The 22,709-nt window shown below is 31.0% G+C and carries 19 protein-coding genes; 4 read left to right on the top strand and 15 right to left on the bottom strand.

Translation table 11 applies throughout. From position 1 onward, the window contains the following. Nucleotides 1-10: 10 nt before the first annotated feature. A complete protein-coding gene (gene creD, locus AABL85_RS02620) occupies nucleotides 11-1,297 on the top strand; it encodes a cell envelope integrity protein CreD (RefSeq protein ID WP_341309077.1) in 1,287 nt (428 codons plus the stop codon). Nucleotides 1,298-1,369: 72 nt separating this feature from the next. On the opposite strand, the gene AABL85_RS02615 is transcribed toward creD, so the two are convergent. From AABL85_RS02615 to AABL85_RS02585, 7 genes are all read right to left on the bottom strand, one after another. Further along, on the bottom strand, nucleotides 1,370-3,340 hold the full coding sequence (locus AABL85_RS02615) for a sensor histidine kinase (RefSeq protein ID WP_341309076.1): 1,971 nt from the start codon (nucleotides 3,338-3,340) through the stop codon (nucleotides 1,370-1,372). 204 nt (nucleotides 3,341-3,544) lie between these two features. Then, complete coding sequence (locus tag AABL85_RS02610; RefSeq protein ID WP_341309075.1) at nucleotides 3,545-5,563, bottom strand: hypothetical protein; 2,019 nt, start codon at nucleotides 5,561-5,563, stop codon at nucleotides 3,545-3,547. A gap of 184 nt (nucleotides 5,564-5,747) precedes the next feature. Beyond that, entirely contained in the window at nucleotides 5,748-7,244 is a 1,497-nt protein-coding gene (locus AABL85_RS02605; protein ID WP_341309249.1) for a malate:quinone oxidoreductase, read from the bottom strand. A gap of 87 nt (nucleotides 7,245-7,331) precedes the next feature. Beyond that, nucleotides 7,332-7,739: a Holliday junction resolvase RuvX gene (gene ruvX / locus AABL85_RS02600; protein ID WP_341309074.1), complete on the bottom strand. Its 408-nt coding sequence runs from the start codon at nucleotides 7,737-7,739 to the stop codon at nucleotides 7,332-7,334. Between the two features lie 17 nt (nucleotides 7,740-7,756). Then, complete coding sequence (locus AABL85_RS02595) at nucleotides 7,757-8,929, bottom strand: AIR synthase related protein (RefSeq protein ID WP_341309073.1); 1,173 nt, start codon at nucleotides 8,927-8,929, stop codon at nucleotides 7,757-7,759. Between the two features lie 165 nt (nucleotides 8,930-9,094). After that, a complete protein-coding gene (locus AABL85_RS02590; protein WP_341309072.1) occupies nucleotides 9,095-10,222 on the bottom strand; it encodes a cysteine desulfurase family protein in 1,128 nt (375 codons plus the stop codon). Nucleotides 10,223-10,532: 310 nt separating this feature from the next. Further along, nucleotides 10,533-12,278, bottom strand: a complete 1,746-nt coding sequence (locus tag AABL85_RS02585; RefSeq protein WP_341309071.1) for an MFS transporter — start codon at nucleotides 12,276-12,278, stop codon at nucleotides 10,533-10,535. A gap of 256 nt (nucleotides 12,279-12,534) precedes the next feature. On the opposite strand from AABL85_RS02585, the gene AABL85_RS02580 reads away from it, so the two are divergent. Then, nucleotides 12,535-13,545 carry a hypothetical protein gene (locus AABL85_RS02580; RefSeq protein ID WP_341309070.1) on the top strand — a complete coding sequence of 337 codons (1,011 nt, stop codon included), beginning with the start codon at nucleotides 12,535-12,537 and terminating at the stop codon, nucleotides 13,543-13,545. Between the two features lie 673 nt (nucleotides 13,546-14,218). Beyond that, nucleotides 14,219-14,806, top strand: a complete 588-nt coding sequence (locus tag AABL85_RS02575; protein ID WP_341309069.1) for a hypothetical protein — start codon at nucleotides 14,219-14,221, stop codon at nucleotides 14,804-14,806. A gap of 54 nt (nucleotides 14,807-14,860) precedes the next feature. Here the strand turns inward: AABL85_RS02575 and AABL85_RS02570 are convergent, their stop codons facing one another. The 7 genes from AABL85_RS02570 to AABL85_RS02540 all read right to left on the bottom strand — a co-directional run bounded on the left by AABL85_RS02570 (nucleotide 14,861) and on the right by AABL85_RS02540 (nucleotide 21,018). Next, nucleotides 14,861-15,532 carry a hypothetical protein gene (locus tag AABL85_RS02570; protein WP_341309068.1) on the bottom strand — a complete coding sequence of 224 codons (672 nt, stop codon included), beginning with the start codon at nucleotides 15,530-15,532 and terminating at the stop codon, nucleotides 14,861-14,863. Nucleotides 15,533-15,647: 115 nt separating this feature from the next. After that, nucleotides 15,648-15,974, bottom strand: a complete 327-nt coding sequence (locus tag AABL85_RS02565) for a hypothetical protein (RefSeq protein WP_341309067.1) — start codon at nucleotides 15,972-15,974, stop codon at nucleotides 15,648-15,650. 90 nt (nucleotides 15,975-16,064) lie between these two features. Then, nucleotides 16,065-16,520 carry a hypothetical protein gene (locus tag AABL85_RS02560; RefSeq protein WP_341309066.1) on the bottom strand — a complete coding sequence of 152 codons (456 nt, stop codon included), beginning with the start codon at nucleotides 16,518-16,520 and terminating at the stop codon, nucleotides 16,065-16,067. A 644-nt stretch (nucleotides 16,521-17,164) separates the two neighbouring features. Then, the gene (locus tag AABL85_RS02555; RefSeq protein WP_341309065.1) at nucleotides 17,165-17,671 is read right to left on the bottom strand and encodes a hypothetical protein; all 507 of its coding nucleotides are present in this window, start codon (nucleotides 17,669-17,671) and stop codon (nucleotides 17,165-17,167) included. Between the two features lie 471 nt (nucleotides 17,672-18,142). Continuing rightward, the gene (locus tag AABL85_RS02550; RefSeq protein WP_341309064.1) at nucleotides 18,143-18,988 is read right to left on the bottom strand and encodes a GNAT family N-acetyltransferase; all 846 of its coding nucleotides are present in this window, start codon (nucleotides 18,986-18,988) and stop codon (nucleotides 18,143-18,145) included. Between the two features lie 9 nt (nucleotides 18,989-18,997). Next, nucleotides 18,998-19,624: a GNAT family protein gene (locus AABL85_RS02545; RefSeq protein ID WP_341309063.1), complete on the bottom strand. Its 627-nt coding sequence runs from the start codon at nucleotides 19,622-19,624 to the stop codon at nucleotides 18,998-19,000. A gap of 290 nt (nucleotides 19,625-19,914) precedes the next feature. After that, entirely contained in the window at nucleotides 19,915-21,018 is a 1,104-nt protein-coding gene (locus tag AABL85_RS02540) for a DUF6266 family protein (RefSeq protein WP_341309062.1), read from the bottom strand. 685 nt (nucleotides 21,019-21,703) lie between these two features. On the opposite strand from AABL85_RS02540, the gene AABL85_RS02535 reads away from it, so the two are divergent. Then, the gene (locus AABL85_RS02535; RefSeq protein WP_341309061.1) at nucleotides 21,704-21,889 is read left to right on the top strand and encodes a hypothetical protein; all 186 of its coding nucleotides are present in this window, start codon (nucleotides 21,704-21,706) and stop codon (nucleotides 21,887-21,889) included. 195 nt (nucleotides 21,890-22,084) lie between these two features. Here the strand turns inward: AABL85_RS02535 and AABL85_RS02530 are convergent, their stop codons facing one another. Beyond that, entirely contained in the window at nucleotides 22,085-22,708 is a 624-nt protein-coding gene (locus AABL85_RS02530) for a carbonic anhydrase (RefSeq protein WP_160339507.1), read from the bottom strand. Nucleotide 22,709 lies beyond the last annotated feature (1 nt).

Genomic DNA, 22,709 nt, shown 5'->3' with positions numbered 1-22,709 from the left:
ATCATTAATTATGAAAAAAGAAAATTACAAACCAATGATCAAAGGAGTTATAATCAGTGTATTATCTCTTATGTTACTTATCACACTACCTTTTATCAGTAGTTTAATCTCTGAACGTGAGAGTTTTCAGAGTGAAGTAACAACTGAAGTAACGTCTAAGTGGGGGCAAAAACAAACCATATATGGTCCTTTTGTCCTTGTAGAATACTATACAAACTATCTTACTGAAGATGGAAAAGTAATGAAACAATTAAACAGCTATTTACAAACTCCTATTAAGCAAGATTTTACAGGTGATATAAAAACTCAAATTAAGAAAAGAAGTCTATATGAAGTAACTCTTTATAATACTGACTTGAATGTAAAAGCTAGCTTCCCTACTCTAGATGAATTAGCTACTAAGTTAAATCTAGCAGGAAAGGAAGCATTTACAAATGCGAAGATTGTCTTCTCTGTCTCAGACAGCAAAGGTTTCACTCAAGAGATTCTTATCAACAAAAATCCACAACAATACTTTGAACAGGATAGATCATTAAGAATCAATTCTAAGATTTCATTCTTAAGTTATGATATTCATAAAGAAGATATAGATTTAAGTAATATTACTTTTCCTATTCAGTTAAAGGGATCTACAGAAATTAACTTTCTAGCAACTGCTAAACAGACTAATGTCAATGTCACTTCTGATTATAAGGATATCAAATACATTGGAAATTATCTACCTGATAATGATGAAAAACAAAGCATAAACGAGCAATCAAAATGGACAATTTTTCAATCTATACCTGTCAGTTCAGATCTAAATACAATCACCCAGTTGACAGATTATAGTTTTGGAATGAAGTTCCTACAAATGAATGATTTCTATAGCAAAGTAAACCGTGCTACTAAATATGCTTTACTATTTATTGGTTTGACCTTCGCTACATTCTTCTTTATGGAGAATTTAAAAAACTTAAGTATCAACATATTACATTACACATTAGTAGGACTAGCTTTATGTATCAACTTCGTTTTGCTCTTATCCTTTGCAGAATATACAGGTTTTAGTATAGCGTATATTATTTCTGCTTCAGCAACAGTAATTTTGATTACTTCATTTATCTATGGACTGAGTAAAAACAAACGTATCGCAGCGAGTATATTTGGATTATTATTTGCTTTATACGCCTTTTTATTCTTCTTATTACAACTCAAAGAAGCGGCACTAATAGTCGGTAGTATAGGATTATTTACCATCATCGCCATACTAATGTATTTTTCTAAAAGAATAACCTTCTCTACTGAAGAAGGATAAAAGAATAAAGGGCGCTTCTAAGCGCCCTTTATTCTTTTATATTAGATTCGTATTCTAACATTCTGCTGATCCTTATAAATCAATAATAAATGATATACTTGTTCCGCTGCCTTCTGCACTTAAAATATTAACTCTGCTCTCCATAGACTCTACTCTACCCTTAATATTATTAAATCCTATCCCTTTTTTTACAATATTAATATCAAAGCCAACTCCATTATCATTAATCGATACTTTAAAACCTCTATCGCCATAACTTTCAAAAACCACATCACATCTAGTTGCTTGAGCATGTTTATGAACATTTTGCAAACATTCTTGTACTACCCTATAAATATGTACCTCATAATTATTGTTTAAATCTTTAAAATTGATTCCTTCATCTAAACTTAAACTAAATAGAACTGATTTATTTCTATTTTGAATTAAAACTAAGTCTTCTAATAGTTTAGAAAACTCATTTACCTTGAAATCCTCTTCATTAGCTAAAGCATGTGATACTCCTCTTATATACTTTTCTACTTGTTTCACTTCATTTATTAAAGAGTCTCTATGCTCTTCTACAGACTCTTTATTCACTTGCATTAATAAAAATCTAGTGACAAATAGCCTATTTAAAACCCCGTCATGTAATTCTTTAGCGATTTCCTTTCGCTCTATATTACGCGCTTCTGCTAATACACTGTTTACATTAATAATGGAATCATAATATTTTTCAGTATCTTTTTGAAATAATTTCACTAAAGATACTTCCTTCGCTTTTTGTCTGAACAGAATAATAAAAAAGATAGTTATAGCTAATACTAGTAAAGCACTAGCAACCATAGTGATCATACTTTTCTGATTCTGCAATTGTGCATTTGCCCGTTCTAGTGAATCAGCCTCAAAACTAAGCCTTGCAAAAGTATTCTTGATCACATTATTCTCATCTAGAATAAGTTTATTCAACTCCTCGTATCTCACAAAATTGGCATTATATTGCTCTTTTTTGTATTTTAATAGAATGATAAGAGTCTCTTTTTCTAATCCTAGATTATTCTTTTGACGAGCATATTTTAATACCTCGTTTACAAGTTGATTTCCTTGTTCTTCTTTTTTAATTAGATAGAAATACTCTGCTAAAAGAATTTTATACGAATTATAATCCTGAAGATTCTTATTCTTTAATTGTATATCAATTGCTTTGACAAGATTCTTTTCTACATCATCATAATGCTTACTTTTAATATCAGCTTGAGCTAAGTTATACAACAGATGTGCTAGCATCATAGCTTCAATAGTAGTTTCACCAGTAATATAATTTTCAATTACATGATGTATTAAATCTTGAGCTTTTTTATACTCTCTTTGCTTAATGTAAACCTCTGCTATGTTATAGTAAATAGTAACTTTGTTCAACCTAATTGCATCCGGTAAAAAAAACTTAGTGATTTCTGGGTTCTCTAAAAGCTCTAAAGATAAATTTAATTCTTTTAAAGCTTCTGGTAATTGCTCTAGACCTACTAAAGCATTAGCCATAATAACAGATTCTGAATACTTAATACGAGCATCTTTATGCCCTTTATTAGTACTCATTGCTTTTAAAATCTGTGATTGTCCTTCCGTAAAGATTTTATTATTCAAAAGCACAATTGCTTTATGGGAATAAACTTCTTGTAAGTTTACAGAATCATGAATAGATTTAAATAAGAATTCAGCCTTAGTATAATTATAATAAGTACTATCAATCAAAAAGCTTTGGGCATACCTTTGACCACGTAAAAAGAAGGCATGTGCTTCATTTTTCTTATCCTCTTCTCTTCTAGATCGCTTAAATAGTTCTTCTATATATTTTTTATCTGCATTCGTTAGTAATATATATTTTCTTAGAACATCTCTACTTTGCTCAGTATTCTTTAAGCTCAGTATAACACTACCTAAAGAGTCTGCAGCTGCTTTATCTTTATCAGTAGGATTAAATCTATTATAACTTTTAATGAATGTATTTATATCCTTTAAAACTAACTCGTCATTATACGTTTGAGTCTGTGTGCAATTAGTCATTGAAAAACAAAGACACAGAATAGCACAGTATAAGGCATTTATTTTAGACACAAACAACAAGATATAATAAAAACAAAGCAAATATATAGAACAATTAGTAATTACTTAACTAAAAACAAAAACTATCTAATTATCTATTAATCATCAAATATTAAACAAAATACTCAATATAAGAACAGCACTTACCTCAAGTTAGCTAACTTTCTAGAAATAAATTACAAATAGTACTTTTGTACCATTCTGTTTATTATTAATGATAAATAGTTTTCCCTCTATAATCTCTATTCGTTCTTTTACACTAGATAGTCCTGATCTATTATTCATTGCTTTAGTATCCAAACCAATTCCATTATATGTAATCGCTATTTCAAAACTTATAGGGTTCTTATACCTAAATTCTACTAAACAATTACTTGCATTAGAATACAAAACTACATTTAACAAAACTTCCTGGATGGAACGATAAATGTTTATTCTTTTTCTATGATCTAGGGCTTCTAAATCTAGTTTTGAATCTATTTGTATACTGAAGTCAACATGTGATTGTCGTTTTTGTACTAAGATAAGTTCGTTTAATAGCTGTTGAAACTCTTTAACTTTCCCTCCCTCCTCATTAACAAGACTATGAGATACATTTCTAATATAACTTTCTACTTCGATAACTTCATTTACTAAAACATCTTTATGATTATTAATTTCATCTTTCTTTAATTGCATTAATGTAAATCGAGTTGCAAATAACCTATTAACAACACCATCATTTAATTCTTTTGCAATTATTTTACGCTCTCTATCTTTCGCTACAGCCAAATAGTTCTGAACATTTATAATAGAGTTATAATATTGTTCAGTATCTTTTTGAAACATCTTAATCAATCCTATTTTCTTTATCTTTAAATGATATAAATAAGTTAATAAACTAATAGCTACAATCACAAATAAACTAATAGTAACTATAGCTAACAATCTATTACGTTCTAATAATGCTTTATTCAATTCATTCAAAGAGTCCGCTTCTTGTTTTATCTTTATAAAATTGTTCTGAGTTAAATCTCCTTCCCCTTTAATCCGCTTATTTATTTCAACATATTCAATAAAAAACTGATCGGACCTATCTAAATCATAAGAAATTAATAGTTCTAGCGCCTTCAATTGATTTTCAAAATCTCCTACACTACGAACTTCTTTTAGTGTTTTTTCAACTAAAGAGAAACCTAGTTTTTCTTGTCCTGCTAACAGATAATATTCAGCCAAAACTAATTCAGCTTTATGAATAATAATTCTGTTCTTATTCTTTTCGCCTATTTTTATTATGCTATTCAACAAAGTATCTACTCCGTTGTAATCATTAGTATTTAATTTAACAGAAGCCAAACTAATCGCTAAATACGCATAATATCTTTCACTCGTTATATCATTAAAATCTATATACTTATCTATGCCCTCTAATAATAATTCTTTAGCCTTACTATACTTTTCTTGCTTTATGTAAACATCTGCTACACTACCAATTAAAAAAGTTTTACTAAGATTAATATATACTTCAGATTCTTCTAACAGCATTGTTTTATCTAAAAGTAATTTAAATGCATTATTATAGTAATGCAAAGCATCCTCATACAAACCTAATCCATTAAAAGCATGTGCAATCGTAAAATATTGCTGATAGCGTCTTCGCATAGGCATGTCTTTAATATTATAGCGAAGAGATTTTAGAATTTGTTGTTCTGCCTCAGCATAGACACCATTTTTATTTAGTACCAGAGCCTTCAGATAATAGGTATAACTTATATTTAAAGAATCATTTTTTATAAGATATAGCTTTTGAGCTTGATTAAAATAATAGTAAGCACTATCTAATACGAGATTATTAAAATAATGCTGACCGGTTAGCAAATAAGCATTTGCCACGGCTACACTATCACGATCATCTATTGCATAGTTATATAACTGATCACAATACTTTTTACTAGCCTTAGTCTTACTAATGTACTCTTTTATTAATTCTCTATTTTCAAGAGAATTAGGCAATGACAATACATGCATACCTACAGAATCTGCTTGTTTTAGCATTAAGTCATTTACCGCATCTGCATTATAGTTTTTTACAAATTCCTTTATAGAATGATTTAGAGTATCATTCTGTTTTGAATTATCACAACTATACATGACAAGTACTAATACCCAGAGAGGAATAATTAGGTAAAGAAATTTAGAAGTCATTTTTAAGTGCCTATATATTAATTATTTATTCAGCTAATTATTATTATATAACTAAAAGAATAAGGTATGTAAATATAATAGTTATATACATTCACTACCTTTATAACTAATATATTCTTTTTAAAAAACAAAGAACACACTACATAATTAATAAAAAAGCACTCTATTAAAGAGTGCTTTTTTATTAATTATGTGGAAATATTTTTAAAGTCTTACTTGTATTATCCCTAGTGCTTTCTACTAGTTCTGGATGTTCATTTAATTTTAATCCAAAAGTAGGAATCATTTCTTTAAATTTAGCTTGCCATTCAGCAGACTTAAATTCTTCTTTAAAACATTGAGACAATAACTTTAGCATAATAGGTGTAGCAGTTGATGCTCCAGGAGATGCTCCTAATAAAGCAGCGATTGATCCGTCAGCGGCACTTACAACTTCAGTACCAAACTGCAAAATCCCCTTGCCATCCTTATCTTTTTTGATAACCTGTACACGTTGTCCTGCCTTTTCTAATTTCCAATCTTCCTCTTTAGCATCAGGGTAGTATTCTCTTAATGCTTCATAACGAGATTTTGAAGACTGTAATACTTGTTCTATTAAATATTTTGTCAGATCCATATTGCGTAGACCAGCTCCTAGCATTGGGCCAATGTTATTAAGCTCTAATGATTTAATTAGATCCCAATATGATCCTTTTTTCAAAAACTTAGTTGAAAAACCAGCATATGGTCCAAAAAGCAATGAATGTTTACCATCAATAAACCTAGTATCTAAGTGAGGTACTGACATCGGAGGTGCTCCTACAGATGCCTTTCCATATACCTTAGCCATGTGTTTTTTTACAACCTCAGGATTACGACATACTAACCATTCTCCACCTACAGGGAAACCACCATAACCTTTACTTTCGGCAATATCTGCTTTTTGTAATAGCAAGATTGCTCCTCCTCCTGCTCCGACAAATACGAACTTAGATTTAATTACCTTTTTTTGTCCCTTATTATCTGTTGCGGATACAGTCCAATCAGAACCAGTTTTTGTAATATCTTTAACCTCACAGTTAAAAGTCATATTAACACCATCTTCATTCATCAAATGGTCAAACAACTGACGAGTAAGATCCCCAAAGTTAACATCTGTTCCAAAATTCATATGTGTTGCAGCACATACTTCATTTTCTTTTCTGTTTTCAATAATTAAAGGAGCCCATTCTTTTATCTTCTCTTTATTATCAGAGAATTCCATTCCTTGGAACAATGGATATTTTTGAAGTTCATTATAACGTTTTCTTAAAAAATTCACGTTATCTTCTCCCCACACAAAACTCATATGAGGTACAGTATGGATAAAATTACTTGGATTTTTAAGGATTCCCTTATTTACCAAATAAGACCAAAATTGACGAGAAACTTCGAATTGCTCTACAATATTGATTGCCTTAGAAGCATCTATTGTACCGTCTGCTTTTTCAGGCGTATAATTTAATTCACAAAACGCAGAGTGTCCAGTTCCGGCATTATTCATTGCATCAGAACTTTCGGCAGCCGCACTGTCGAGACGCTCAATAACCTCAATTTTTAAGTTTGGTTTCAGCTCTTTCAGTAGGACCCCAAGAGTAGCACTCATAATACCTGCCCCTACCAAAACAACATCAGCCTCTGATTTTTGTATACTTGACATTATATCGGATTTATTTATATGCAAAACTAATCTTTATTTAAGAGAAATTATCTACAACTAATCTTAAATAATCATAAAATTAAAAAACATTTATCTTCTCATATAGTCTTGGAGAATGATAGTCGCTGCTATCTCATCTATCAACGCCTTATTCTGCCTTTGTTTCTTTTTAAGACCACTATCTATCATTGTTTGAAAAGCCATTTTAGAAGTAAATCTCTCATCTATTCTTTCAACAGGCATATCAGGAAAAGACTGGGTAAACTTTTCTATAAAACTATTCAATAGAGGTACTACTTCAGATGGTTCATTATTTAGACGTTTTGGTTCTCCAATGATCACCTTCTCGACTTTTTCTTTAGAAAAATAGTCTTTCAAAAAAGACAATAATTGCTCTGTATCAACTGTAGTTAATCCAGAAGCTATAATTTGAAGTTCATCACTTACAGCTATACCTGTACGTTTTTTACCGAAATCAATAGAAAGCAATCTTGCCATTTTATGTTATATGTTTTTTAGTATCTAAACGTTCCGTATTCAGATGTGATTGTCAATTTTTTCTCTTCTGAAGCTTCTACTCTACCAACTATCTGTGCTTTTACATTAAAAGATTCTGAGATAGCAATTATATCAGCTGCCACTTCTGGTCTTACGTATAATTCCATACGATGACCTGAGTTAAACACTTGATACATCTCTCTCCAATCTGTATTAGATTGCTCTTGAATAAGCTTAAATAGCGGCGGAACAGGGAACATATTATCTTTAATGATATGTAAGTTATCCACAAAGTGAAGAATCTTTGTTTGAGCTCCTCCACTACAGTGAATCATTCCATGAATATCATCTGATTTATATTTATTCAATATTGATTTAATAATAGGTGCATAAGTACGAGTAGGCGATAATACTAACTTACCAGCATCAATAGGAGAACCTTCTACTGCATCAGTCAAAAGTACTTTACCTGAATATACTAATTCTTCTGGTACTGAAGAATCATAACTTTCTGGGTATTTGTTAGCCAACGAATGATCAAAAACATCATGTCTTGCTGATGTTAATCCATTACTTCCCATACCTCCATTATATTCTTTCTCATACGTAGCTTGACCAAATGATTCTAAGCCTACAATAACGTCACCTACTTGGATATTAGCATTGTCAATAACATCACTTCTCTTCATACGAGCAGTCACAGTAGAATCAACAATAATTGTACGAACTAAGTCTCCTACATCTGCAGTCTCTCCACCTGTTGAGTGAATCGTAACTCCAAAAGACTTTAGCTCATTAATTAATTCTTCTGTTCCATTAATAATAGCAGAAATAACTTCTCCAGGAACTAGATTCTTATTACGTCCTATAGTACTAGAAAGCAAAATATTATCTGTTGCTCCTACGCATAATAAATCATCTATATTCATGATTAAGGCATCCTGAGCAATTCCTTTCCAAACAGAGATATCTCCTGTTTCTTTCCAATACATATATGCTAAAGAAGACTTTGTCCCTGCACCATCAGCATGCATTATTAAACAATAATCCTCATCTCCAGTTAAATGATCAGGTATAATCTTACAAAATGCTTTTGGAAATAATCCTTTATCAATGTTCTTAATTGCATTGTGAACATCTTCTTTCTCTGCAGAAACCCCGCGTAATGCGTATCTATTATTTGAACTCATAAATGTTGTGTTGTTTCTGCAAATTTAGCGCTAATGTTCATGTAAAGCAATCTTATTTTTAGTGAACTTTTCTCTTTTTTTAGTTAAGATTACACTCTTGAATTTTAAAAACAAAAAATCCACCCTTAAAGAGTGGATTTAAATTCTATTTAAACTACAGTCTAATTAGATTGTTTTTAATACTTCGATTAAAACATCAATATCTTCTTTTGTATTCTCATGTCCAAAAGAGAGTCTTAAACTTGGTTTCTTTAAATCTTCTTCACATAAGAACTGTGATAATACATGCGATGGTTTTTGGCTTCCTGATTGACATGCACTTCCTCTAGATACTGCTATTCCTTTCATATCCAACTGGAACAACATCATTGCTGCTTTCTCTTCAGATAAAGGCAATAATACATTTAAAATATTGTAAAACCCTACATTGTTTCCATTAAAACACACTTCTGGGAATACCTCTACTAATCTTTCTTTACAATATTCTTTAATACTAGTGATATGTGCTCTTTCTTCATCTAACAACTCATAAGCCATTTCTAAAGCTTTTGCCATACCTACAACTTGATGCACTCCTTCAGTACCAGCTCTTAGTCCTTTCTCCTGTTCTCCACCAAACATAACTGGCTTCAAAACATTCTTCTTGCGAATAAAAGCAAATCCAATTCCCTTAGGACCATGAAATTTATGCGCACTAGCCACAATAAAATCTATTGGCGTTTCTGATAAGTCTAATTTAGCCTTACCGATAGACTGAACTGTATCACAGTGAAATAAGGCTTTGTGTGCTTCGCATAATGCCGCTACACGTTTTAAATCTAATTCTGTTCCTACTTCATTATTCACGTGCATTAAAGTTACTAAAGTGGGAATAGACTCATCTTTTAATAGTTTCTCTAATTGACTATAATTAATTTCACTCGTAGGTAGTATATCTAAAAAGACTAACTCTACTCCGAACTCTTCTTTTAATTGTTTTACTGTATTTAATACAGCGTGGTGCTCTAATTTTGTAGTGATAATTCTCTTAATTCCTAAATCACGCACTGCAGAACGCAATATCCAGTTATTACCTTCAGTTCCACAAGAAGTAAAGATAATCTCTGAAGAGGTTACATTAAATTGCTTAGCTATTACTTTTCGGGCATTTTCTACTAATGCCTTAGCGTGTCTACCGATAGCATAAGTCGAAGAAGGATTTCCATAATCATTTCTAAGAACATTAACCATTTCTTCGATCACTTCTGGACGTACTGATGTAGTCGCAGCATTATCAAGATAAACGTGTTTCATTTTATTGTTTGTTGGTAAATTATTGTTATTCTCTTTTAAAAAAAGAGTCGTTTTGTTATGTCTTTTAGTGTCACGTGAACGCAAATGTAATAAAACTCGCATTATTAGTACAAATCAAATTACAACTTTTCAATTGTTTGGCAAATTTAATGAAATCTACCTTTTAAACCTTTATCCCTATTGTTGTAATTCTATCTAAATTCGAATAATTACAGCTTCTAAAACAAATAATACCTATTTTATTTACATCATCGCCTTTCATTCAGATAATTCCCCATTTGATGGAGAATATGAAGTATTTTCTGTTGTTCTAGTCGATCTGGTCGATTTGTATATTCTGTTTAGCCAATACCTTTTTAACGATTATCCCAAAAAATAGTAGATAGACAAAACACAATAAACTAACGATATAAGATTGGTGAATACCTATCATATCAGCTACTTTTCCTTGTATTGGAGGAATAATTCCTCCTCCTAATATCATCATGATTAATAGAGACGATCCTTGAGCAGTATATTTACCTAAACCGATAATAGCAATATTAAAAATAGCTGGCCATAATACACTACATGCTAAACCACCTGCTAAAAAGGCATATATAGCAATCATACCCGTGCTAAACAAACCAACTAACATTGCGAATAGCCCAAAAAGACTAAATAGCATTAATGTTCTCGCAGACTTATTCTTTGCCCAATACGTTAATACAATTTGTAAAACAACACAGATTGAATAATAATACAAAGGTGTCACATCATTCCCTGCTAAGTAATTAGCTCCTAAAACAGCAAAATATGCTAAGAATGGGACAACGATCATCGCCAATAATTGTTTCCCTTTAGATAGATTAAATACGCTCACAGCACCTGCCCATCTCCCAATCATTAAACTCCCCCAATACATAGATATATAAGGAGTTATCTGAGAAGACTGTAGATTTCCAAACTCTTTTAACTTCAACAACTCCCCTAAGTTACTTCCAATACTTACTTCAACACCCACGTAAGCAAAAATACCAAACATCCCTAAGAGCAACTGTGGATATTGCATTGCTCCCCATCCTTGTTTATTCTTTTTACTATTTCTATATGCAAAACCAATACTTCCGCCTATTACCACTAAAGCAGCCGAAAGCAACATAATGCGTTTATTGTCTAAATTTTCTTTTATTTCAACGATTTGAGAATCTATGAATGCTATTGCTTTCTCTTTTTCAATTTCCTGAGACACATCCACCTTATTACTCTCTAAACTCGCTTTTTCTTTAGCCAATAGCTCTATAGGTTCATTAGCTGACTGACTATATGTATTAAAAACAGGAATATATATCAACATTAATAATAGTGTCATTATAACTAAAGTCCCGATCGCTTTCTTTGCCGGTTCCATAGGTTCAATACGCACACCATCAGGTATCTTTTTTGAAAACCTAAATAACATTGCCGCAATTACAAATAGAGCACCTACTCCAGCATAAAGCATGGTCATACTCGACAAGCTCAAATGTTGTATCTGATCATCTGTAAGTGCTACTGTACTTCCAAATAAAGCAAATGCCATTAATAATGGCCCTATGGTTCCTCCTAATGAATTAACCGCTCCTCCTAAACTTACTCTACTCGTTCCTGTCTTAGGATCTCCGACAGATATAACTAAAGGGTTAGCCGCTATCTGTTGTAACGAAAAACCGAGAGCCACTACAAATAATCCTATCAACAAGGCGGTGTAAATATTTACATTCACTGCCCAAATCATTAATCCTGCCCCTAATGCTGAAAATAATAAACCAAATACTATAGATTTTTTATAACCATAACTTGTCACAAGATCCTTACCCTTAACTGTACTTAAGATAAATAAAATCAAAGCCCCTGAATAGTATGCAGTATAAAAAGCAAAATCAATCAATTGTGATTGAAACTGATCTAAGTGAAAATAAGCCTTACAAAATGGGATAAAAATACTATTACCCGCTCCAAAAAATCCCCAAAAAAAGAAAACTGTTACTAAGGTATATAGTGCAGGATAATTAGTTTTTACTACCGAATTATTCATGTGACATCAAGAATTTATTACAATTAAATTAACAATTCCAAATATAGACAAATACTATCTCTACATAAAAAAGACAATCATTTTTTTTATATACACGTTTTTTATCCTGTATAAGCAAAAATACACTACACAAAATGCCAATAACAACACTCAGAAACAATAATTAAAACATAAAAAATTATAATATAGATGTACAAACTATTTTATAGCAATAAAAAAACTATTTTTGCTGTATATAATAATATATTCACGACTGATGAAAAAGTTTTTTACCCTTACAGGTATATCTTTTATGTTTTTACTTACCTCTTGTGATGATGGTAATCTAGTTTATAAAGACATTGATTTTGGCAAAGTCACAGCTGTACAAAGATGTACTACGCCAGGAGCTGATAAGATCTTCTACAAACTTCAGAATGATGAAGCATTAATACTTGTTATTGATGCTGATAACATCATGAGAGATGAGACTATCAACAGAGCTAAAGTTGAAATTAATGGAACAGATACTAGCTTAGATTATAGAAAGTATACTGATAAAGTAGAAGGTACATCTATCTGTAATCTTCCCCCTCCTGCTACGCCTTCTGTTATTCAGAGTATCGCAGCATCACCAGGTGGAACAGTCATAATAGATAGAACCGTACAGATAAATAATAATACTAGTTCTGATAATAACAGTGTCAACTTAATTTATCAATATACATTTTCTTTATTAAATATACATTTTAATCAAGGTGAAACTAGTATTAAATATGATAATATGACTTTTGGTTCTACAACTTATGCAAATAGAACTTTAGCTTTCAAGTTTGATAATAACAACGGTAATGGTTTAAACAATTTTAATTGCAATAACTCATTATACAGTCTAAAAGATAAAGAAGCTCTTATCTTAAATATCACTGAAGATGATCTTCCAACAGAAGCTACGACAGAGAGTATTATAGAACTAGGCGAAAAAAGATCACTGAGCCTAAAACAATATAGTCGTACTGGTATTAATCTAAATCAGGTATGTGAGTACGAAGGGGATATACCTGGATCAAATACTAACAATCCTAATAAATTAGAAGAGTATTGGGTAGCTACTAAAGGACAGATAGTAATCAAATCTAGATGGACTGAGCCTGTAGACGGATCTGAACCGAAATTACTACATGAAATCTCACTAAAAAATCTAACATTCGTAAAATCGAGTAACTCAGATAGAACATTTGTAAAACCTACACTTGCCTTTGGAACAATTACAACTGAGAAAAAGTAATTTTTTAAAGCAATAATTAGATATAAAAGCCACTGTTGAAGCAGTGGCTTTTTTTATTATTACTAATAATATGTAATGTTTTTTATAAATTTTACAAAAAGAAAAGATTGCTAATCTTACAAAAAATGGTACTAAACATCTATATAAAATTAACAAAAAAACACAGGAACCTGAAACCTCAATAACTACAAAAACAGAGAAAATACAGCTTGTCAAAAAAGACCTTACGAGAATATATGTTTTTATGACTCCCCTTTTATATGGCACTTTTTAACTTTTATATCTTCTAAAATTCAAAAAATACTATTACAATAAAATTCAAATATTTTGAATATAATCAATTTTATTCAAAATAACACAACTTTTAGACGAATAAGCTTACTGATATCTAACTATAAATGTATTTATATTTAATTTTATTAGAATTTTAAAACAATTTTAGATAATACTAAACATTTTATATATTGCACATGTAAACAAAACCTAAAAGGTCTTAAATAAAATAATAGTTCTTTATTCTTCAACACTTTTTAAAAGTATTGAAGAAATAAAAGAGTATTGTATTATTCACTTTTAAATTTTGATATTTTCTATAATGAAGATTTTACACAAACGGGCTAAATAAATTATATTAACAAGTGTCACTCTAGAGATACGAGAATAAAAAATATAGATGAGAAATAAATTCACATTTACTGTTGCTTTAATTGCAATTAGTTTGGCGAGCTTTGCACAAGAAAGAACAAATACAATAGATAATCAATTCAATACTTTACTAAATGAATCAACAAATTGGCAAAAATCCAAAATTGTTGAAGTAGAGAAATTGCATCAATTACAAAAGAATGTAAATGACTCTCTTACTAAATTACATTTAACTATTGCTAATAATAAAGACGCTTCTTTAGAGCATAAAGAATCTGTTGAAAGCTTAGCTTCTCAGTTACAAATAACTAGAGATTCTCTTTCGACTTCATTGGCTACTACTAAAAATATAGAAGTATTAGGAATATCTTCAGAGAAATCAACTTTTTTAACGATTGTATGGGCCATTATAGGTATACTAATTATTGTCTTAGGAATAATATATTATCGATTTAAAAGAAGCTTTTCTGAAATTAGAGAAGTAAATAGAAAATTAACTGAAACAGAAGAGGAACTTGAAGAACTAAGAAAATCCTCTCTTGAACGTGAACAAAGAATACGTCGTCAACTTCAAGATGAAATCAACAAAAATAAACCTGTTGAGAAAAAAGAATAAATATAAAAGGGAATCTATTTTATAGATTCCCTTTTATATTTAAGAGACAGTAGCTTAATTCTTTAGCCCTAGCCCCTTTATAACTTGTTTTATGATTGACGACTTCTTTTGTCTTTTTACCTTAGTAATTTCTTCATTCATATTCACTACTCTACTTTCATTACATGAATATTCTTTTTCTAGGTCTTCAAATTCAAAAGAGGGTATAGAACTAGTAATAAATGTTTCTCCTTCTACCTTATTTGTTTTTAACCCAAACCGCATACAACTCTCCTGAGAATCTATATCCCATAAATATTCACCTATTATATCCTCTATTAGATGGTATATTAGTTCTACCTTACTATCCTCTACTTCTTCATACTCTAATTGCTCTCCTCCACTTTCTACTACATAACCTTCTGCTTCGATCACTTTTCTTATCAAGAAGCCATTCTCTGTGTAATAAAGGCTAAACAACATTGCTTCTTCGTCTATAACGAAAGACATTACCTTCTGCTGACTAGCCTTATATGATAATGAAGCCATATCCATAGATGTTATAATTAAAGTAGCCTCCTCTAAGAAGATAATATCTAATATATCTGAATCTTTATCGTTCGTAGTAGCTTTCTTAAAAGTGACCTCTCCCTCACATATTAACTCTCTGTTTAATATTGCTTCTAACCCTATCAAATCAGATTGATAATTCTTATCTATTACTATTCCTCCTATCTGTAGTCCCATATATTATTTAACTCTCTATTTATCGCTTGAAAGATACTGTTTTCTTACTTAAATACACTTGTCTAGTACATAAAAACAGCTGCTAATTACAACAAATAGCTTTCTGTTTTGAATACTATTTATTCCTTAATTTACTTATTATACTATCTATAGAATTATAGTCATATAAATGCCCTTCATAAATAATCTTATCACTCTCAAAATCAACTATCAACCTATATGACTTACTGCCATTAGGATAGATACGAAAATTCAAGAATAACTGATTCCCCTCTTCTCTATGACTCTCTAAATCCAAATCAATTGACGTTGGATCTAACACAGGCTTATAAGTATCTGCTTCTCTAATCATAAAGGTATTTACCCAATGAGACATCCGCATTTCTACCAAACTAGTACAAATTTGATACTTACCTTGACAGACAGTGTATATATGATCCATCTAATATTATATTTTATCAAACTTTAAATTTACTATTTAAAATACAAATATTACTAAATAACCAAATGTAAAAAAATATTATCCCTCTTATTAGAAGCATTTTCTATTATAAGAAATTCTCACAACCTTCGCTCTTGAAAAGAAAGGTTCTTTATCATATTCATTTATACTTCTTTCCAATATTAATTTTTCTTCTGTCAATACAAGAATATCATACTCTTGATAATCATCAGAACACACATCTCTTCCTATACCTAAATACAATTTATCATCTACCATAAACCATTGGTAAGGAGAACGTTCTTCAAGTGTATTATCTATAGTTTCTTTGTCTTGGTAAAAATCAGTTTGAATCATAATTTCATGTCTATGAAATTCTAAAAATTGTGGAGGATAACAAGTATTATCTATTTCTCCAGGAATAACATTTCCCCATTGATCGTAATATATTTTACTCTCTAACTCCCATTTACCTATTAATAATGCTTTATTTTTTGCATGATGGGTAATCTGTACATCATCATTAGAACAAGAAATAAAGTTCAAACACAATGCGATTGAAATAATTAATAAAAGTAACTTTTGTAACATAATTGTTTGTTTTGTAATTTCTGGGCAAATTTATAAGTACAAAACATCTAAGAAATAAGACAAATGTCCTACCAGTAAATAGAGTACAGATATTAACACTGTATTGTAACTATTTATTAAGAAGATTATAAAGCATTAAGCTAACAAAAGCAATCTCAGATAAAACACCCTATATTGGAGACTAAAAAAATAACATAGATTTACGCAAAAATCTAAACGATTTCACAAATAAAGAAAAAATAAAAGCGTTAATTAGCAATTTTAATTTTAAAAAAAATAGTGTTTATTTAATTCTTAAATTAAACTAAAATAACATATTTAGTTTAGACAAAAAACACTAATTTATAATAATAATTAAAACACAGATATACTTTTAAGGTATATAATTTACATTTACAATCACTTAGCTTATACCCTAAAAAGGATCTTTTTTTTCAATTCTTCTCATATTATCAGGAAAACAAAAAAAAAACAGCTATCTCCACTCTCGTTTTGACAACTGTTTTTTAAAGTTATATTACTTATTATTTACAGAATCTTTTTACTACCCACATTATAATAATTACGGTAAGGTGCTAATGCTTAAGAGTAATAAAAGATTAGTTTACTTTTTTATAGATAATTTTAATACTACTCACATTAGAAGCATAACGATTACCATCTTTTGTATCTATCTTGCGTTCAATAATTAATCGATCCTGACTTAATACTCGAATATCATAAATCTGTTCAGCATTTTGCTCTAATGATTTACTGATACCTAAGTACAGTTTGTTTCCGCTTAACATCCATTGTCTAGGAGACCTTTCATTGTAATAATTACCTTGACTATCTTTTTGATTTGAATAATCTGTTTGAATAGTAATGCCTCCTTTATAATAATCTACTGTCTGAGCAGGTACATTTAAATTACTTGCCAAAGTCTCCTTTACTATTCTACCATCTACATCCAATTCTGCTTTTTCTACAAGTTCCCATTTACCAAACATTTTAGAATTATTTTGTGCTTCTTCAGTGATTTGTATATCATCACTAGAAGAACAAGCAGTAAAACTTATAGCAGATATTCCTACAATTAGGAGACTAAATAGAATTTGTTTTTTCATTTCGACTATCAATACATTTATATTTTTGACAAATATATATCGACATATGTGAATTATCCAAAATAAAAACTCAAAATAAATTCACAATACGTGAATAACAGGGTTTTATAACTAACATTTAACAATTTAAATTTTATGCATTTGTTAAAAAATCACACATTGTAATTTTTTCACTAAATAAACTTACTTTAATACCGAATTATTAGAATATAAATAAAGTCAATCTACTATTCGTATAATAAAAGAAACAATGTAGAAATAAGTACAACTTACCAAAACATAAACAAAAGACTGCTAAGACATAAAAAAAGACTCTAGTACATGCTAAAGTCTTTTATAATCGAATAACAAAGTTTTGCATATCTCCTATAACTCCGTGCTCAGCACAGAACCATAGAACAAGCAGTAGCTAATCATCCTGTATCTTAAAAAAATTAATTATATCTATTGTATGCAATTTCAAATACTAAGTCATAACTTCATCACCATCTCATGTTGCGTTATATAATGTTCTAAGCCTATCCTTTTTAAGAAAGAAATTACATCCACTCCTTTATCATCTACATTGGTAATCAGAATTGGAGTTTCTAAAATATTAACCACATCATTCACGAGAATTTTTGCGATGCCTTTATTTCGGTAAGCCTTATCTACTGCTAATTGAAATATTTTACCATTACTTTTGTGATAGACTACATATCCTACAATGTTACCTCTCACTTTAGCTACTTTATATCGAATATCCTCTTTAATTTTTTCTAATACAACGATCGAATTTTGCCAACTTGGTTGGATATCCCAAAAAGGGAGAACTGTGTTCCAGCATACTTGCTCTACATCTTCTACTACAATATTAGCTGTCTTATAATGCACTTCACGTGGTTGTCCTTTAAAGCACAATAAATCTCTACTTATATTATATCCTTGAGCTTTATAAGCACGAATAGCTTTATCATTTCCTTTAATGACCTCAAGGGATAGATTTACAGTATTCCCTGTTTCTTTCCAAATAGGAATAGCATAACTGTACATCTGAGCGACTAAGCGTTGCCCCCTATACGCTATTCTCACTCCCGTACCTGCGTTATAGAAATAGGGTTGCTCATCTACTCTCTTCACTCCTGTTAGCATAAAAGCAACTAACTTATCCTTATCAAATACTCCGATAGAATAATCTAAATCAACCAAATCACTAGTAAGTTTAAATGCCAAGCTGTCTTCTGTTAGGTGAAAGGGAAGTATATAATCTGAAAATGAATCATTAAATACTTCTGTGAGCTCGCACACACTTGCTTCTCTAAGACTTCTAATCTTCATATCTTCTTGTTACTTTAATTTATTATATTCCTCTTGTAACAAACCAAAAACAACAGAGTCTTCTATTTGTCCTCCTTTTACATAGTGACTCCTCAATTGTCCTTCTCTAGTAAATCCAAATTTCTTCACTGTATTTAAAGAAGCAATATTATCCGGGCTAATAAAAGCTTCTACACGTCTTAACTGCATAATTTCAAATCCATAATGCAAGACTGCATTTAAGACTTCACTCATCACCCCTTTTCCTTTTGAGCTATCACTATACAAGCCATAACCTATCTCAGCTCTATCGTGTTCTAAATACCAAGTGTGATATCCACAATATCCTAATATATTCTCAGTTATTTTATCAATGATTAAAAACATCAAATATGATTTATTATAAGTACGAAAGCCATAAATTGCTTTTGTTTTTTCTTGTTCTACTTCCTCTTTAGGAATGCCTATATAATGCAAAAGCTCTTCTGCAGTAGCTAATCTTAAAAAGTTTTGATAAGCCTCAGCTTCTAGTATTCGCAATTTAAAACGAGAAGTTTCAATATAATCAAACTTATATTCTCTCATATATTCTTTTGTTTCCTCTAAATATAAGAGATTAATAGCATCCGACATTAACTCAGCATCAAAAAAGATCATGAATGCACAAATCTTGTGATTAACACAGCATAAAACCTTTCTGAATAGCCAACGACAATGAATAAAGCAGTCAAAATCCTGTCCAATATACCTGAGCCCCCCTTATTCTAAAAACTGCCCATGCTCATTCTTTATACTTATCCATATTCAATGGATAATATAGATAGAGAAACCTCATTTATAAATACCGATAAGAACAAAGCCTCCCATATCCATGTTTTTAGATCCACGCTGTAAACAATAAGATAGAACGAAGTATAAGACTTAGTACTTAACCACTATTAACCTACTCACTCCCTTTGTGCCTCTACAGACTTTAAGACTTCTAGTATAGATTTATTTTCATAAACCGACTGTTCGTCTGACTGCGACTCTGGAGTCTTTACATCAAGGGTATTATCGCTTTTCAGTAGTTCTCTTTTTACTTTGCGCGTAAAGCCTGGAGGTGTCCATTTTTTGAGTTTATTATTCTTTATATCTTCTTCCTCTTGTACTCTCTGTACACGCTCTACTCCTATCCCTATAAGCTTTGTAGTAGTTGCTTCTGCGCACTCTAGCGCATTACATTTCTCATATACCTCACTTGGTGTTACTACATTTGCCTTCTCTACATTCTTTTTTACTTCTTGATTTTCTAATAAATTATCAACTTGTAACACTACTTCTTTTGGTTCTTCTGTGGATAGCAAACCAGCATCGCTATTCGTGCTCACATCTTGTTCTGTGCTCAAGGGCGCAAGTTCTTCCTCGAATGCCATTACCCCGTGAAAACAGCTCGTACTATGTACTGATTCGTCTTCGGCTTTCCACATACTCCATAAATATATTCTTCCGAAATCCCACCCTTCTGGAAGGCTAAAATGGGCATATCTATCCCCTCTCTTACCAATAGCAGGTACACTGACAAATTGATTTAGATCATCGTGATACGCCATAATAGTCAGTAAATCTGTTTCTAATGTTAGTGCGTTTACTAGACTATTATCCCATTGCACTTTATACTTACCTGTTTTTAGGCGATTAATTTTTTTAATTACAGCAGGCGCTAGACTTCCTATAGATAGCAAGACCTTGTCTATCTGTACATATTGCTCTCCTTCATACATTGCTATTCCCTGTTTCATCAGCTTTGAGATCATTTGTTCTTTTCCATTAATCCACTTCTTCCCATTATATATCGCAGGGCAATGCGCATTGACAAAATGCTTAAACTTACTAGAAAAAGTAGATACTAAACTCAACTTATCCCACTGTTTTAGCTGCTTATCAGTTGCTTTTTTACTTGACTTTAGAGGTTTAGCGCGTAGTATATTTCTTCCTCTCCACATCACGCCGACTACCGTCCCTACCTTGCCGACTACAGCTCCTAATATTCCTTCTTTAACTTCTGCCATTATTTCTAGTTTTTTGATTACTGCAAGTTATAAAACACAGAAATACAAGTTTTTAACCAATCAAAGAAGTTTAAAAAAAGTTTTTCCCTTAGTTTACTGCACTTGAGCGAAATTCTGATTCTTAACATGAAGAGTATCAAATAATCTAAAACGTCAGATAGGGAGTATTTGGGATTCATTGCTACTTAATAGTAACGAAATATAAAAGATGAATAAACGAAGTATAAAAGGTCTATACATGGGTTAAATTTGATTAGCCCCGTTATAGTCCTACTATTGTCCTAGAATTGTCCTAGGGTACAACATTAACACCCTATTTTGTTGGGGTGAGAAGGCTTTTGACATAAAATGAATATTTGGCAAAAACACTTTAAATAACTAATTTACAGCAAATTACACAAATATTGTAATTAAAAAAAATACTCTAAAATTAGAGTTTAGTATTAATAAACAGGCTTTATAGGGGATAACCAAATTAAAAAATAGATTTAAATGGCTCTAAAAGTAATTTTTTTGATAATAAAAGGAAGGTTTCAAAAAAAATATCGGTTTATTTCTAATAACCATTTTATGTACAAGAGGTGTATAAGCTACTCAATACTTAGTTTAACCTAGATTAAAAGAGGTCTTCTTGTAATCAATCGAGTAAAATATAGTCTGCTAGAATTAATATTTTTACTAAAGAATGCATCCTTCCACAGTTCTAAAAAACAAAAATCAAGCAGATCAATTACATACTCCCATAGATAGACTTATAAATGTAGGGGATAAATTAGTTAACGACCTAGGCCTTACCTTAGAACAACAAGGTATCCTAAAAAGTAGAGTTGGAAAATCACTGTCTGGCTACCTATCTACTGATGATATCTGACAGGCTATCTATAAGAAGTATAACCTTCAGTATGAATATTCTGCCTAGTATAGACTAGAAGCTAGATCACCTATTAGCATACTATCCTTCTATAGGGAGAACAGTGTTCGTATCACTTACATCAGCACAGTCATAAATACCTTATATAATACAAGAGGCCGTCTACTTAGACAGCCTCCTTCTTACTTATATCTATTAGCAGATCAGTTCTACCTTACCGCTTACCACATCATAATAAGCTCCTACTACTCCTATCTTCTCTTCTTCGATCAACTTAGTCAATGATGGACTCACTTCTTGTAATTGAGCCACTATGGATCTTACATTTTCTATAGTTACCAACTCTACTAATTCGGCAGAGGATAAATCTTCTCCTGCGTGTTTAGCTTTTACTTTATCTACTACTGGGTGTATACGTTCTAAAATTGTGTCTAACTTTCCTAATGTAGTATGGTTACACGCTCCTGTTACCGCACCACATCTACTGTGTCCCAACACCATGATCAACTTACTTCCCACTACATTACACGCGTATTCCATACTTCCGATTACTTCATCCGTTAGTACGTTACCCGCTATTCTCAAGCTGAATATATCACCAATACCTTGGTCTAATACGTGCTCTAATGGAGCTCTACTATCCATACAACTCAAAATAACAGCATGGGGATGTTGTCCGTCTTTCGTCTCTTGTAATTGATGTAAGAAGTTACGGTTAAACTTTAGGTTGTTTACGAATCGGTTATTTCCTTCTAACAATAGTTCTAAACTTTGTGCAGGTGTTGTGTTTGCTAATATTTCTTTTGTAAATGAATTCATA

The sequence above is a fragment of the Myroides odoratimimus genome (genome assembly GCF_038039805.1).
In the GTDB taxonomy this organism is placed as follows: Bacteria; Bacteroidota; Bacteroidia; order Flavobacteriales; family Flavobacteriaceae; genus Flavobacterium; species Flavobacterium odoratimimum_B.
The sequence above is the reverse complement of the archived record's forward strand: the minus strand, read 5'-3'. Positions and strand labels throughout refer to the sequence as shown.